Source organism: Methylomonas sp. Kb3 (genome assembly GCF_002834115.1).
GTDB classification, from domain to species: domain Bacteria; phylum Pseudomonadota; class Gammaproteobacteria; order Methylococcales; family Methylomonadaceae; genus Methylomonas; species Methylomonas defluvii.
Map to the genome: position 1 here is coordinate 15,290 of NZ_PIZT01000011.1, position 13,939 is coordinate 29,228.

At 51.9% G+C, this 13,939-nt stretch carries 21 protein-coding genes; all 21 read left to right on the forward strand.

Translation table 11 applies throughout. The features are described 5' to 3' along the window. Positions 1-49 precede the first annotated feature (49 nt). The 21 genes from CWO84_RS08955 (at position 50) to CWO84_RS24365 (ending at position 13,873) form a co-directional block, all read left to right on the forward strand. Positions 50-658 (forward strand): GyrI-like domain-containing protein, encoded by a 609-nt coding sequence (locus CWO84_RS08955; RefSeq protein ID WP_101052371.1) that lies wholly within the window; start codon positions 50-52, stop codon positions 656-658. A 34-nt stretch (positions 659-692) separates the two neighbouring features. Beyond that, positions 693-1,253: a phosphoglycerate mutase family protein gene (locus CWO84_RS08960; protein WP_101052372.1), complete on the forward strand. Its 561-nt coding sequence runs from the start codon at positions 693-695 to the stop codon at positions 1,251-1,253. A gap of 47 nt (positions 1,254-1,300) precedes the next feature. Continuing rightward, positions 1,301-2,104, forward strand: coding sequence for a shikimate dehydrogenase (locus CWO84_RS08965; protein WP_101052373.1), 804 nt, complete (start codon positions 1,301-1,303; stop codon positions 2,102-2,104). Between the two features lie 206 nt (positions 2,105-2,310). Then, on the forward strand, positions 2,311-2,712 hold the full coding sequence (locus CWO84_RS08970; RefSeq protein WP_101052374.1) for a DUF4260 domain-containing protein: 402 nt from the start codon (positions 2,311-2,313) through the stop codon (positions 2,710-2,712). Then, positions 2,666-3,364, forward strand: coding sequence for a class I SAM-dependent methyltransferase (locus tag CWO84_RS08975; RefSeq protein WP_205454250.1), 699 nt, complete (start codon positions 2,666-2,668; stop codon positions 3,362-3,364). Before CWO84_RS08970 ends, CWO84_RS08975 begins: the two co-directional genes overlap by 47 nt. Before the next feature lie 268 nt (positions 3,365-3,632). Beyond that, positions 3,633-4,040: a hypothetical protein gene (locus CWO84_RS08985; protein WP_101052375.1), complete on the forward strand. Its 408-nt coding sequence runs from the start codon at positions 3,633-3,635 to the stop codon at positions 4,038-4,040. A gap of 75 nt (positions 4,041-4,115) precedes the next feature. Next, entirely contained in the window at positions 4,116-4,676 is a 561-nt protein-coding gene (locus tag CWO84_RS08990) for a hypothetical protein (RefSeq protein ID WP_101052376.1), read from the forward strand. 8 nt (positions 4,677-4,684) lie between these two features. Next, on the forward strand, positions 4,685-5,812 hold the full coding sequence (locus tag CWO84_RS08995; protein ID WP_165786293.1) for an alpha/beta hydrolase: 1,128 nt from the start codon (positions 4,685-4,687) through the stop codon (positions 5,810-5,812). Further along, positions 5,809-6,438 (forward strand): class I SAM-dependent methyltransferase, encoded by a 630-nt coding sequence (locus tag CWO84_RS09000; RefSeq protein ID WP_165786294.1) that lies wholly within the window; start codon positions 5,809-5,811, stop codon positions 6,436-6,438. The genes CWO84_RS08995 and CWO84_RS09000 overlap by 4 nt, the downstream gene beginning before the upstream one ends. A 107-nt stretch (positions 6,439-6,545) precedes the next feature. Next, positions 6,546-7,271, forward strand: a complete 726-nt coding sequence (locus tag CWO84_RS09005) for a class I SAM-dependent methyltransferase (protein WP_101052379.1) — start codon at positions 6,546-6,548, stop codon at positions 7,269-7,271. A gap of 14 nt (positions 7,272-7,285) precedes the next feature. Next, positions 7,286-7,687 (forward strand): GFA family protein, encoded by a 402-nt coding sequence (locus CWO84_RS09010; RefSeq protein WP_101052380.1) that lies wholly within the window; start codon positions 7,286-7,288, stop codon positions 7,685-7,687. Between the two features lie 17 nt (positions 7,688-7,704). Continuing rightward, on the forward strand, positions 7,705-8,205 hold the full coding sequence (lspA, locus tag CWO84_RS09015) for a signal peptidase II (protein ID WP_101052381.1): 501 nt from the start codon (positions 7,705-7,707) through the stop codon (positions 8,203-8,205). Beyond that, positions 8,202-9,677 carry an amidase gene (locus tag CWO84_RS09020; RefSeq protein ID WP_101052382.1) on the forward strand — a complete coding sequence of 492 codons (1,476 nt, stop codon included), beginning with the start codon at positions 8,202-8,204 and terminating at the stop codon, positions 9,675-9,677. The genes lspA and CWO84_RS09020 overlap by 4 nt, the downstream gene beginning before the upstream one ends. Then, the gene (locus CWO84_RS09025; RefSeq protein ID WP_101052383.1) at positions 9,665-10,489 is read left to right on the forward strand and encodes an alpha/beta hydrolase; all 825 of its coding nucleotides are present in this window, start codon (positions 9,665-9,667) and stop codon (positions 10,487-10,489) included. Before CWO84_RS09020 ends, CWO84_RS09025 begins: the two co-directional genes overlap by 13 nt. Before the next feature lie 19 nt (positions 10,490-10,508). Then, on the forward strand, positions 10,509-11,198 hold the full coding sequence (locus CWO84_RS09030) for a hypothetical protein (protein WP_033158695.1): 690 nt from the start codon (positions 10,509-10,511) through the stop codon (positions 11,196-11,198). Beyond that, positions 11,195-11,485 carry a DUF1330 domain-containing protein gene (locus tag CWO84_RS09035; protein ID WP_033158694.1) on the forward strand — a complete coding sequence of 97 codons (291 nt, stop codon included), beginning with the start codon at positions 11,195-11,197 and terminating at the stop codon, positions 11,483-11,485. The genes CWO84_RS09030 and CWO84_RS09035 overlap by 4 nt, the downstream gene beginning before the upstream one ends. A 42-nt stretch (positions 11,486-11,527) precedes the next feature. After that, positions 11,528-11,917, forward strand: a complete 390-nt coding sequence (locus tag CWO84_RS09040) for a tautomerase family protein (protein WP_033158693.1) — start codon at positions 11,528-11,530, stop codon at positions 11,915-11,917. A 40-nt stretch (positions 11,918-11,957) separates the two neighbouring features. Then, positions 11,958-12,590 carry an FMN-binding negative transcriptional regulator gene (locus CWO84_RS09045; protein ID WP_033158692.1) on the forward strand — a complete coding sequence of 211 codons (633 nt, stop codon included), beginning with the start codon at positions 11,958-11,960 and terminating at the stop codon, positions 12,588-12,590. Positions 12,591-12,614: 24 nt separating this feature from the next. After that, on the forward strand, positions 12,615-13,088 hold the full coding sequence (locus CWO84_RS09050; RefSeq protein WP_033158691.1) for a GNAT family N-acetyltransferase: 474 nt from the start codon (positions 12,615-12,617) through the stop codon (positions 13,086-13,088). Between the two features lie 3 nt (positions 13,089-13,091). Next, positions 13,092-13,679, forward strand: coding sequence for a phosphatase PAP2 family protein (locus CWO84_RS09055; protein WP_051670375.1), 588 nt, complete (start codon positions 13,092-13,094; stop codon positions 13,677-13,679). 38 nt (positions 13,680-13,717) lie between these two features. After that, positions 13,718-13,873 (forward strand): hypothetical protein, encoded by a 156-nt coding sequence (locus CWO84_RS24365; RefSeq protein WP_165385957.1) that lies wholly within the window; start codon positions 13,718-13,720, stop codon positions 13,871-13,873. Positions 13,874-13,939: the final 66 nt, after the last annotated feature.

Genomic DNA, 13,939 nt, shown 5'->3' on the forward strand with positions numbered 1-13,939 from the left:
GTTAACGCGCCTCCCTTATGTTTTACGATAGCCGCCATCGGGAGCATCCATGGACAAGATCGACCTCAGAAAAGAATTGAAGCACTTGTATCAAGCCAGCGCCAAAGCGGTCGTGCAGGTTGAGGTACCGCCGTTGAGATACCTGATGGTGGACGGCGAAGGCGATCCCAATACCTCGCAAGCCTATGCGCAGGCCGTCGAGGCCTTGTTTTCCGTATCCTACACGGCCAAATTTATGGTCAAGAAGGGGTCGCAAGCGCTTGATTATTCGGTCATGCCGCTGGAAGGATTATGGTGGGCGGATGATATGGCTGTCTTTGCAGCCAACGACAAGGCAAAATGGAAGTGGACGATGATGATCTTGCAACCTGACTTCGTAGCGAATGACATCGTCGACGCCGCTCTTGCCGAAGTCCGAAGAAAAAAGAATCTGCCCGGTATAGATAGGCTGCGGCTGGAAAATTTCTCGGAGGGTCTTTGCGCTCAGATTTTGCATATTGGCCCATTCTGCGAAGAAGGACCCACTATTGAGCGGTTGCATGCATTCATCGATACCAGGACTAGCCGGATTGGCAAGCATCACGAAATTTATTTGAGTGATATACGGCGCGCAGATCCGAAGAACTGGAAAACCATCATTCGGCAACCCATGAAATGAGGGTTAATGCCACCGCTATGTTACAAGACGACCCATGGACATTACATTAATCAGGCACGGTAAACCGGCGTTCGAGCTGAAAGGCAAAGCCAAAGCGCGAGAGATTGGCGAGATTATCAGAAATTATGATTTATCAGGAATAGCGGACGAAGCGCCGGAAAACGCCAAGCAGCGCGCATCGGCATGCCATGTCGCCGTTTGTAGCGACTTTATCCGTTCTTTGGAATCGGCCAAGGCACTGGGATTTAGCGATATTTTGCTGAGCGACCCCGTGTTTCGGGAAATCGCTACCCCTCATTTCAAACAGGGGGCATTGACGATGTCGGTTAATGCCTGGGGAATACTATTACGGTGTATGTCGGTGCTTGGTTTCGCTGAAAATGGCGAGTCGCTCTCCATGGCAAAACAGCGGGCGCAAATCGCGGCATCGACATTAATAGATATGGCGCATGAGCATAAAAGCGTCTTGTTGGTGGGGCATGGTTTCGTTAATTACTTCATAGCCCAGGAGTTGTTAGCCAGAAACTGGGTCGGTCCCACGAAGCCGGGCCGCGGCTATTGGGAATATGGAGTATATCGCTATCGTGCAATATGACCCGCAAAGGCACAATCCCTCTCGCATTTTAAGTCACATTCAAAAATATGCTCGCATCGATTACCGGCAACACTAAAATACTCGGCGTCATCGCCGACCCGGTTAGCCAGGCCAGAACGCCGGCTATGGCAAACAGACTGCTGGATGAAAGAGGGCGCCTGGGTGATTTTGTCATGCTTCCCATGCAAGTATCGGCAGAAGATTTTCCCGCGTTTATTACGGGCCTGCGCGCCTTGAAAAACTTCGGGGGGGCAGTGGTTTCCATGCCACACAAAGCCGTTGCCGCCCACTTGGCTGATGAACTGACTCCCAAGGCACGCCTGGTCGGTGCCGTGAATGTCATTCGCCGGAACGGTGATGGCCGCCTGATTGGCACCAAGCTGGACGGCGAAGGTTTTGTTGCCGGATTAGCCGGGGCCGGATACAGCGTGAAAGACGCACATATCCTTCTGGTCGGAGCCGGAGGCGCTGCATCGGCGATTGCTTTTGCCCTTGCCAAACACGGCTGCGCTTCACTTTGCATACAAAATCGTACGCCGGATCGGGTGAGTGCTTTGTCGGAGCGCGTCCGTCATGCGTATCCTCAACTTGAGGTAACCACAGCAATCCACGAAACATCCCACTACGATATCGCTATTAACGCCACTTCTCTCGGCATGAAACCGAATGATGAGCTACCGATAGCCAATCCTTTGATACGGCATTGCGACTTGGTAGCCGAATGCGTGATCGCCCCTGAAATGACACCGCTACTCCAGGAAGCGTCCGGCCAAGGGAAAGTCATCCACACCGGCGTTCCGATGTTGGCCGCGCAAATGCATCTGATGCTGGCTTTCATGGGAGCCGAGTGAGATGCAATAGGCCAAGAGCGCTTGTCGATATAGAATAAATCCTAGACTGCGGTTGCAGCGATGGCGGATCATAAGCGAGCTGTATGCCACAGGTTACAAGTTTCACACCATAACCCTGTCAATACTGACAGTTGTTGCAAGACCTGATCCTGAGTTGTAATTAACCCAAAATAATCCGTTTCTATGCGGAAACTGCCGGAGTCAAAATGTTAGGTGAAACCACAGGTACCGTTCGGGTGTTATTGCGACTGGAGGGATTGTGCGTGCTGCTTGCCGCCTGCCTCGCCTACGCAAAATTCGATTTGGACTGGAGCACGTTCGCAATCTACTTCCTGGTGCCTGATCTATCTTTACTCGGTTACTTCGCCGGCGCCAAAGTGGGCGCCATTAGCTATAACACGGCGCATTCATACCTCGGCGCCGTTGTCAGCCTGGTGATTGGTTTTACGGTTCCGTCCCCGATACTTCAATGTGCCGGTTTGATCTGGTGTGCCCATATCGGTTTTGACCGGGCGCTGGGTTACGGACTCAAGTATCCGGCGGGATTCGGCTTTACCCATCTTGGGCGCATCGGCCGATTTGGTGCCAAACATTGGGAAAAACAATAACCGGGTGAGAAGTCTGGACACAACTTCCATACCCAACGCCCTTAGAACGCCGGGTACCGAAGGTTACAGCGAGTGCGCGGCAACATTGATTCTCCAATACGAAACCATCGTATTCGAGGAGCTTCACCGCGCCGAATTACACCTGTTGCCGACAACACCGGGATTTGTTTTGGACATCGGCGCGGGCATTGGTATCGACGCTGCTTGGTTTGCAGCGCGCGGACACAGGGTGGTTGCAGTCGAGCCGACCGAGGAATTCCGCATTGCCGGAATGGCGAGATCCGCGGGCTCTGCAATTGAATGGCTGGATGACGCTTTGCCTTCGCTCGATCGCGTTTTGGCGCGCCGCCAGATGTTCGATACCGTTATTTTGAACGCAGTATGGATGCACTTGAACGAGCGGGAGCGGCGTATTGCAATGGCTAAAGTGGCCGCACTGTTGGCTCCTAACGGTCTCCTGATGTTGTCGCTTCGGCACGGCTCTGTGCCAAAGGGGCGGCGAATGTTCCAGGTGTCAGGCCAAGAAACGGTTAATTTGGCAGGACAACACGGTTTGCGGCCGATTCTAAATGTTCAGGCCGAGTCCTATCAGCTTCTTAACCGCACCAGCGGTGTTGTATGGACCCGCTTGGCTTTCAGACACGCGGAATAGCTTGCCATAAAATTCGTGCGGTTGCGGCTGCTAGTCGTTTGGAATCGTGTATTTTACGGCGCTAGTTGGACCAATTTTCGCCTTATCTCTGCCTCGTCAGCGAAGAATTTGCCAGCCGAGGATTTGACGTACAGATCGTTAAGGTTGATTACGAATTTCAACGCGGCGGTAATCAAATGCAGGTCATCAAACCTAAATAACGAGCTTGGATCAAGTTCAAAAAGGGCACAATTTTTCGCGCTATTTGCATATTTATAAGACTATTTACATGGCAGAATTCAACCACCTTGCTAAGGACCTTCAACAAGACAAAAAAGTTGTGTTCACGGCTCAATCGTGCAAAAACTTTCACCAGCGCATGCTGGTATGCAAACATGCTTTTGAACAGGGAGTGGTTCCAGTAAATCCCTTCAATTTGTTTGGCTATTTTCTCTACGAACTCGTCGACAGAGATTTGGTTAGAAGCGGGAATAACAATCTCTTGAGTCGATGTGATGAATTATGGGTTTATGGCGAAATTAGCGATGGTGTTCTCGCTGAAATTCAGATGTTCAAAGAGTCCGGGAAACCTATGAGATTCTTTGATATATCTAATCTCCCAGCGGAGGTAAAGGAGATTTCCAAGAAAAATCTTGTCTTTGAAGACAATATCAAACAGTACAAGGGCTATATATAGCAATGGGTAAACGTATACCGGACGAAATTTGCGCTTTACCGTAACGTATGCGTTTTATGCCATGGAGGAAGATCGATGAAATACGCTAGATGGATACTCGCGGTTTTGCTGCTGTTGCCGATTTCCGCGGTCGCATTTTTTAAACCCGTTCGGGTGCTGATTCCGGAAGCATTCGGCGTCAGTTGCAACGAACAACACCTATGCGTGGACAATTTTTCAGAGCTTGCGAAGGCGCAATCACTACTCAACGACTCGAAAAGTTATCTTGCCACGCAATGGGGCTTGTCTATTGGCGAGCCGAAGATCATTTTTTGCAGCACGGAGCAATGCCGGTCCACATTCGGCCTATCCAACAAAGCCGGATTCACCTTGGGCAGTTTCGCAATTGCCGTCGCCCCGCGAGGTTGGCAACAACATTATGTGGCGCATGAGCTCATCCATTATTGGCAGGCCGACCACTTTGGCAGCCTGGCGCTGCTAGCCGGTGAGCACTGGCTAATCGAAGGCATGGCCTACGCGCTGAGCAACGATCCGCGAGGGGAACTGCATCAGCCCTTTGAATCCTATCGTCAGCGCTTCAATGACTGGCATAAACGCCATGCCGATATGCCACTCAAAGAATCGCTGGCTGGATGACTCTAAATATGGCAACCAATATTCTTACTGTATTGCGCACCGTTCGGTGCTGGATATATCGGGCCATAAAAACCGGGCTGGTATTGTCAACCGCATTGCTACTGACCGGGGCCGTTTATCAACGCTTCGCGGTAAAGGCCGACTTGGAAAAATACCCGCCACCTGGCCGGATGGTCGACGTGGACGGCCATCTGTTTCATATTAATTGCTCGGGCGCAGGTCCATTGACCGTGATTCTCGAAGGCGGCGCCGGTGCTTCCTCGCTGGCTTGGGCCTGGATACAGCCGGAGGTGGCAAAAAATGCGAAGGTCTGTTCTTATGACAGAGCCGGATACAGTTGGAGCGCGCCAAGCGCGCTCCCCATGGATGCCATTAACACCAGCCGGCAACTTCACGACCTATTGACGGCTGCGAATATTCCCGGGCCCTACATCCTGGTTGGTCACTCTATCGGTGGTGCGTATGCGCGCATGTTCGCCGCGAATTATCCTCAGGATGTGGCGGGATTGGTTCTGGTCGATGCGACCAACCCGTCGGTGCTGGAAACCTATGCCGAAGTCGATTTACCCAAGGTCGAAGATTGGACGCCACCAACCGTTCAGGTATTTCCCTATCTGGCGTCTGTCGGGGCAATGCGCGCGGTTCTTGGCTTGGGGTTGTTCAATCTTGCCGCGGGACTGCCCGCCGATACGGAAGCGGTCGCCAATGCCTTCCTTGCCCAAACCGATTACCTCAAAACCGTCGTTTGGGAATACCGTTTTCTACCGGACACGTTGAAGCAAATTCGTTCCTTGCAACCCTTAAACGATCTGCCGGTAGCGGTAATCGTAGCGGGCCAGTTTACCGGTCTGGATGCCGAGGCTGCGGCAAAATTCATCGATTGGCATCGGAAACAACAGCGCAATTGGCTGAATTTATCGACGAACAGCTCGTTGCGAACCCTTGAAGAAGCCGATCATATATCCCTGATGACCAATCATCGTCATGCTCACGAAGTTGCGAACACGATTTTACAAATGATCGAGACTATTACCGCGAGTGCTGTACAAAGTACTCCCGTTTTCCGAAGTCCTAACGATTCTGCCTCGGACTCCGCATCAGTAAGCACATACTCTACGGCTATGGAGGTCGAGTGAGTTCCAATAATCCTGTAGCGCTTGTCGATACCCAGCAAAATGAATGGAACAAAATAGCCGGTGAAATCTCATTTTCGCTTGAGCCGGACTTGGATAAGTTAGCAACGCTAATTAGCAAGAATGCAAAAATACTGGATTACGGTTGCGGCTATGGCAGGATAACGAGCGAGCTGCGCGCCAGAGGATACGGTTGTTTGACAGGCGTAGATACGTCAATCGAAATGATCAGGCGCGGCTTAAAACACTATCCAACGCTCGATCTACGTTACATCGATAGCCATGAAATACTTGCCGACATTGGAAAATTCGACGTCATTTTATTTTGCGCCGTACTGACCTGCATTCCCATTAAGGCGCAGCGCTTGAAAATCGTCGAATCGGCCTATGAGTCGCTGAATGAAGGTGGCATCATTTATTGCGTCGAATTTCATCGGTCGGAAAACATCCTTTATTCTTCAACGGGCACGTTCACCGCATCTTTCAATGTGGCAATGAAACATTTTGTTCCTACAGAGATTGCTGAAGAATTATCGCTATTTGATGAAATTAGCCATTTTGTCACTGAGGCCGCGACAGTTTCCGGTGCAAAAACCCATGCCATTCATTATTTCGGGAAAAAACGCTAAATTGGAAAACGGATGCGCAATTCGATGAGTGGCGTACTTTATTTTGCAAAGTATCAAAACTCATGATGTATTGGGAATCGAATAACTGAAAGACTACAGGAAATAGCATGACCGTAAAAGAACACCACGACCGGCATCTTGGCGACTTTTATGCATGGATGGTTGGAGACTTCGATGCCAGGCAAAAAGAACATCAACAATTTTTGGTAGCTAACGACCTATCTCCACATAGCACTTCAATCGCCCTAGATCTGGGGGCGGGGCACGGTATACAAAGTGCTTCCCTGGCAAAATTGGGATATACGGTAAAAGCGATTGATTTTAACCAACAGCTTTTATCCGAGTTAAACGACAATACGCAGAGACTTTCCGTTACCGGCTTTAATGACGATATTCGTCTGGTAAAAAAATATGCTGATCCCCAGCCGGAACTCATTATTTGCTGGGGCGACACACTGACACATCTTGAAAGTTTGGATGAAATTAGGCAATTGGTTATCGATTGCTGCGAATCGTTATTTGAAAGCGGAAAATTGGTTTTATCTTTTCGAGATTATTCAACGGCACTCACAGACGATCAGCGCTTTATACCGGTAAAAAGTGACGACACCAAAATACTGACCTGCTGCCTGGATTATGAGGTAGACCGGGTGCGGGTGACGGATTTGTTGCAGATTAAAACGAAAAACGGCTGGCAGCAAAAAGTGAGTTCCTACTATAAAGTCCGTGTCTCTCCAGACGATGTCGTGAAAATCCTTGCCGATTGCGGCTTAAGGGTGACGTTTAACGAAGTCGTCAACCGCATGACGACCATCATAGCGATTAAACCCTAACTTCGAGAGATTGCATGAGCGAATTTAAAGGCGGTTGCATGTGCGGCGCGGTTCAATACGCAGTGAAATCCGAGCCGCGTTTGTCTTTTTTATGCCAATGCAGGCAGTGTCAACGAATCACCGGCACAGGCCATTCGGCCGAGGTTGTAGCATTGGCAAAAGACACAATGATTTCGGGAGCGCTGAAATTTTACGAACTGACTGCCGATAGCGGCAATACCGTTACTAGCGGCTTTTGTCCGACTTGCGGCAATCCGGTATTAAAAACATCATCGGGTTATCCGGGCATGCTGTTTTTCCATGCTGCCTCCTTGGACAATCCCGGTTTGTTTAAGCCGCAAACCGTTTTTTGGCATGCAAGCCATCAGCCCTGGGACTTTGTCGACCCAAGTCTTGAATTAAAAGAACACGTTTAACCTGAGGAAATACCGAAATGAGCATGATGAAACGCGCACTCCTGGTCTTTATTGTATTGGTGTCCTGCGTCGGTTGCGATCAGGTTACCAAGTCGGTAGCCCAATCGTTTTTATCCGAGACCGAAGTCTGGTCGTTTTGGGGCGATACCGTGCGCTTGCAGTTGGCTCACAACCACGGCGCATTTTTGGGCCTGGGTTCGTCGCTTCCTGAAAACCTCCGAGAAAGTCTATTCTCGTTTGCTGTAGCCGGAATGTTAATCGCTTTGCTGGGTTACATCCTGTTTTCAAAGTCGGCCTCGCCGTCCTCGATCCTGGCCTATGCGCTGCTGTTGGCGGGTGGCTTGGGCAATCTGATCGATAGATTGATATACGGCGGTTATGTGGTGGATTTTATCAACATGGGCATTGGGCCGATTCGTACCGGCGTGTTCAATGTTGCCGATGTGGTCGTGGTCGTTGGCGCACTGATGTTGTTTACCGGCATGCCCCGGGCTAACAAACGGCTGTCTGAGCGATGAACCCGTTCAGCGAATATCCGCAATATGATGCCCTGGGTCTGGCTCAGTTGGTGCAATCCGGCGAGGTTACGGCAGGGGAATTGCTGAAGGCGGCTCAGGCGCGATTGGCCGCGTGCAATCCGTTGCTGAATGCCGTCGTTACGCCGATGGATGATCTAGCGGAATCGCTGGTGAAAAACCTAGGCAACCGTGGACCGTTTACCGGCGTGCCGTTTCTGGTCAAGGACTTGATGCTGCGTTTCGCGGGTATCCCTATGTCGAACGGCAGTGTGGCCATGAAGGATTACCGTCCCGCCGCCGATAGCGAGATGGCCGCTCGGCTCAATGCCGCCGGACTAATTTCCTTCGGCAAGACCAACACCTCGGAGCTGGGCGCATCGTCGCTAGCCAACAATGCCGTATTCGGCAGCACTCGCAACCCCTGGGACTTAAACCTCAATTCGGGTGGCTCCAGCGGTGGTAGCGCCGCTGCTGTGGCCGCCCGCATCGTGCCTATGGCCTATGCCAGCGACGGCGGCGGTTCGATCAGATTGCCGGCGTCCTATTGCGGCATCTTCGGTTTCAAACCGTCCCGAGGCTCGAACCGCTTCGAGGATTTTTCTAAGGCTTGGGGCGGGGCGGTGGTCAGCCACGTCTGCACGATCAGCGTCCGCGACAGCGCCGCCTATCTGGATTGGGTAGCCGGCAACTCCGATCCGGCTTCCACGTCTTACCTGCACGCCGCCAGCCAGCCACCGAAAAGGCTGAAAATAGCGCTGATCAACCAAGCGCCGGTCGAGACCTTGATACACCGCGACTGTCTCTCGGCCGGGGCCAAAGCCGCCAAACACTGCGAAGCACTCGGCCACGTGGTGGAGGAGGCGGTCTGGAATTTCGACGGCCGCGAATTGATGCGGGCCTTTCTGACCGTGGTTTTTTACTATACCGCACGGGATGTCGCCAACATGGCGCAACTGCTGGAGCTGACCGAGCCTCGGCTGGCCATCGAGTTGAACACCCGGCTGCTGGCCGGCATCGGCAAAGGCGTGAGCGACGAACAGCTGCAGCAGGCCTTGGCGGTTTGGCAGCGGATCGCCGGACGGTTGGCGGAGTTTCATCGCCGCTACGATGTGATTCTGACGCCGACGGTCGCGACGCCGCCGTTGGCGGCCGACGCCCTCGATCCCACAGTTGTGGAACGATGGCTTATGCGCGGATTGCTGGCAACCGGCTTGGCCGACAAATTGTTCTCCAACCGCTTGCTGGATGCGATCATCAGTAAAGCCGTGCAGCAAACGCCGTGCACCCCGCTTGCCAACATTACCGGCCAACCGGCCATGTCGGTGCCGCTGTATTGGAGCGACGACGGCTTGCCGCACGGCGTGCAGTTCATGGCCGCAACCGGTAACGACCGGCTGTTGTTCCAACTGGCCGCCCAGCTCGAACAAGCCGAACCTTGGAAACACAGGATGCCGCCGTTATGCAATCAATAAAATTTAGCCAATACGGCGCTGCCGACGGTCAGCCGGTGATCTATTTCCACGGTACGCCGGGTTCGCCTGACGAATGCGAAATTTTTGATCTTCATGGCAAACAACATCATCTGACCATCATTTGTTATGACCGCTCGACCATAGCTCCTCGCTTGCAAGGCGACGTTTATTACCAATGCATAGCCGATGAGATTGCCAAGAAGGTTGGCGCTAACCCCGTCGATTTTATCGGCTTTTCGATCGGCGCTTTTATTGCCTTGCAAGTCTGCCGCGCGATGAGCGGCAAAGTCCGCAGCCTGCATTTGGTTTCCGCGGCTGCGCCGCTGGATGCTGGCAACTTCATCGACGTAGCGGCGGGAAACGCCGTTTTCCGATTGGCTCAAAATCATCCGTCCGCTTTTATGTGGCTGGCTCGAGTACAAGGATGGCTAGCGAGTAGGTTTCCCGGCCTGTTGTTGCGGATGTTGTTTTCCAGCGCGGCCGGCGAAGACAAGGTTTTAGCAGAGGACAAGACGTTTCGGACCACCATGACCAAAATGCTCAAAACCTGTTTCAAGTGCGATTCGCTAGGCTATGCTCGCGACATCATCGCCTACGTGCAGCCCTGGAAAGCGACGCTGGCCGATGTCAGCACCGATACTCATATCTGGCACGGCGCGGAAGACAACTGGTCGCCGGTTGCGATGGCGGATTATTGGGCATCGGCGCTGCCTGACTGTTCGAACATCACGGTACTGGACGGGCTTTCCCATTATTCCTGCCTGCATCGAAGTGCGCCGACGATCTGTATGTCGATCAACACCTTAAATTAGCCGAGGAATTTACGCACCCATGACCAAATCAATCGCACTGCTTGGCGAATACACTCCGACATTTTCGCCGCATCTGTCGACCAATACCGCCATCGAACATGTCAAGGCGGCGTTCGGTTTGGATATTAGCTCCGACTGGGTTTCAACTGCCGACATCGACCAAACGCTGTTCGAGCGCTGTTCCGGTATCTGGATCGCCCCCGGCAGCCCATATAAGAACATTGACAAAACATTGGCGGCAATTCGCCATGCCAGAGAAAACAACATCCCATGCTTCGGTACCTGCGGCGGCTTTCAACATATGATTATCGAATATGCTCGCAACGTGTTGGGATTTAAAGACGCACAGCATGCCGAGTACGATCCGTATGCCTCGAATTTATTTATCTCGCAGTTGGCTTGTTCGCTGGCCGGACGCGAGATGCAACTGAGCTTCGAACCCAACTCTCGCGTGGCAGCCATTTACGGTGCAACGACGGCTACCGAGCAGTATTACTGTAATTTCGGCATCAACCCGGACTATGTCGATGCGCTGAAACAAGGTCCCATGCAAATTAGCGGTGCCGATGCCGAAGGTGATATCCGGGTGATCGAGTGGCCTGGACATCCATTTTTCGTCGGTACGCTGTTCGTGCCGCAAGCCCGATCCACGCCGGAACGACCGCACCCTTTGGTTTCGGCTTTTTTAAGGGCCGTGGAAAACCTATGAATGCTTATCTCATTTTGGATCTAACGATCCATGATTTTGATCGATTCCGAGAATACATCTTGAAAATACCGGCAGTCATAGAAAAACATTCCGGAAGGTACGTGGTCCGGGGCGAACAGCCTACCGTTATAGAGGGTGATTGGACGCCTGAAAGGGTTGTTGTCATCGAGTTTCCATCACGAGAACAAGCTAACGGCTTTCTTCAAGACCCCGAAGCGCAACCGCTTTTTTCATTGCGCCATCAAACGACTACCAGCAAACTCGTTTTAGTGGATGGATGTTTGTAACGCAATCGTAAAGTCCAACATATCAATGGTTAGATCATCAAAATGGCGCAAATCAAAATATACGGCATCAAAGACCATCTCAACCCCATCAAACGGCCATTGTCCGATGTGATTCATGAGTGTGTGGTGGAAGCGCTGCAGTTTCCGCAAGATAAGAGAGCGCATCGATTCTTTCCTATGGAAAAAGACGACCTGTTCGCGCCATGCGGCAGGACCGACGCCTACACGATTATCGAAATCAGCATGATCACCGGCCGGGAGACCGCCACCAAGAAAAAACTCATCCGTTTGCTGTTCGACCGCATTCAGGAACAGATCGGCATTGCCCACCAGGACATCGAAATTTGCATATATGAAAGTCCTGCCTGCAATTGGGGATTCCGCGGCATGCACGGCGACGAAGTGACCTTGAATTACCAAATCAATGTCTAGTGCCAGCAACACTTAAGCGGCCAGTATCCAGCAAGAACACATGTATATACCTAAGCATTTCGAAGAACCCAGCATCGATGTCATGCAGACATTGATACGCGATTATCCGCTAGCAACATTGGTCGCCTCATCCGCCAGTGGTTTGAACGCAAACCACATTCCGTTGCATTGGGTAGAGGAGGGCGGTTCACCTTACGGCAGCTTGCGAGGTCATATCGCCCGCTCGAATCCGCTGTGGACGGACTTCGACCCGCAAACCGAAGTATTTGCGGTGTTTCAGGCAGAAAACGCCTACATCTCGCCATCCTGGTATGCGACCAAACCCCAAACCGGCAAGGTGGTGCCCACCTGGAATTATGCCGCTGTGCATGCTTACGGCAGGCTACGGGTGATTGATGATTCAGTTTGGATTCGCCGGCAATTGGAGTCTATGACGCGGGAGTTCGAAGCTGGTTTTCCCGAGCCCTGGTCTGTATCGGACGCGCCTGCCGATTTTACCGAACGCTTGATCACACAGATTATCGGCATAGAAATCAGCGTGACGCGGCTGCAAGGCAAGTGGAAAGTCAGCCAAAACCAGCCGCCGGAAAACCAAAATAGCGTGATCAAAGCTTTGCGAGAATCCGGCCAGTCGGCCATGGCGAGTTTGGTCGCCGATGCAGCCAAGCCTTGAGTCCGACCATTGAGAGAAGTCGTCATGAAGCCATTTGCAGTTCGCCAAGCTACGCTGTCTGACCTGGAAGCACTCATTCCGTTATTCGACAGTTACCGCCGGTTTTACGGTAAACCCAGCGATCCGAATGCGGCGAAATCATTTTTGCGGGATCGATTCGAACACGGCGAATCGGTACTGTTCCTGGCCGAGCAGGACAATAGAACCACCGGCTTTGTCCAGCTATACCCCAGCTTTTCGTCCGTCTCGCTGGCTCGAACCTTCATTCTCAACGATCTATTCGTCGATGCCGGATTTCGTAGGCAAGGCATTGCCGGTCGGCTCATAGCTGCGGCAGTCGAATATGCGGCCAGCTTGGGCGCTGTTCGCCTGACCTTGTCAACGGCAGTAATCAACACCGAGGCGCAGGGGCTTTATCGAACAACAGGCTGGACGCGCGACGAACAGTTTTATGTCTACCATTTGCCGATCCCGGCCATTGAACTTTTAAGCGAATAAATCATGAATGCTTTGTATGATTGGTTCGGTATGAACCAAGAAATTTTTTACGCCGTTAATGGCTGGCATGGACCTTTGATTGATGCGTTGATGTTGACTGGTACAGCGGTTGGTGACTTCAGAAATATGCCTTGGATACTTGGTGTAATACTCCTTGCGATCGCCTTTCAGCAACTATTTCCGTTTAATGCGGAGCGGCTCCCATCGCTGCCAGGCTTGAAACAGCTGCTAATGCGTTTAATGCTCGGTTATATGGTGACTGCGGGAACTGTGGCACTGTTGAAGATCGGGTTCGACATGCCTAGACCTAGTGCCGTGCTGCCCTCAGGACGTGTTACCGTTTTGGCTCTGCCGGAATCAAGACACAGTTTCCCCAGTGGTCATTCTGCGTTTGCGATGCTGATCATGACGATGTTTTGGCCGTTATTAACAATTCGCGATCGGTTGTTGTTAGCCGTTATGACGCTATGGGTAGGCCTATCGCGAATCAATGTGGGAGCCCACTTTCCGGCTGATGTGTTGGCGGGTTATGTCTGTGGGATAGTCGGCGGCTTGCTTGCCAATAAGGCCGTTATGAGTCGGCTAAGATGAAAATACTGTAGATGTGTAATGCTTAGGAGAACGGGAATATGAAACATCACATCATCACCGTAATGATTTTAGCGGTAGCCGTGGCTTGTTATCTGGCCGGCTATTCCGGTGTTGGTAAAACCGCCTTCATCGTTGGCGCAGGCTTCGAGACGTGGTTTTGGATTCGGCTCTTGATCAAACGTCCGTCCGCTTAAAGCAGATTAGTGTTCGACGCTGATTGGCAGCCGGGTACGTGGCGCGCGGCAGATCGTTCACCGGTG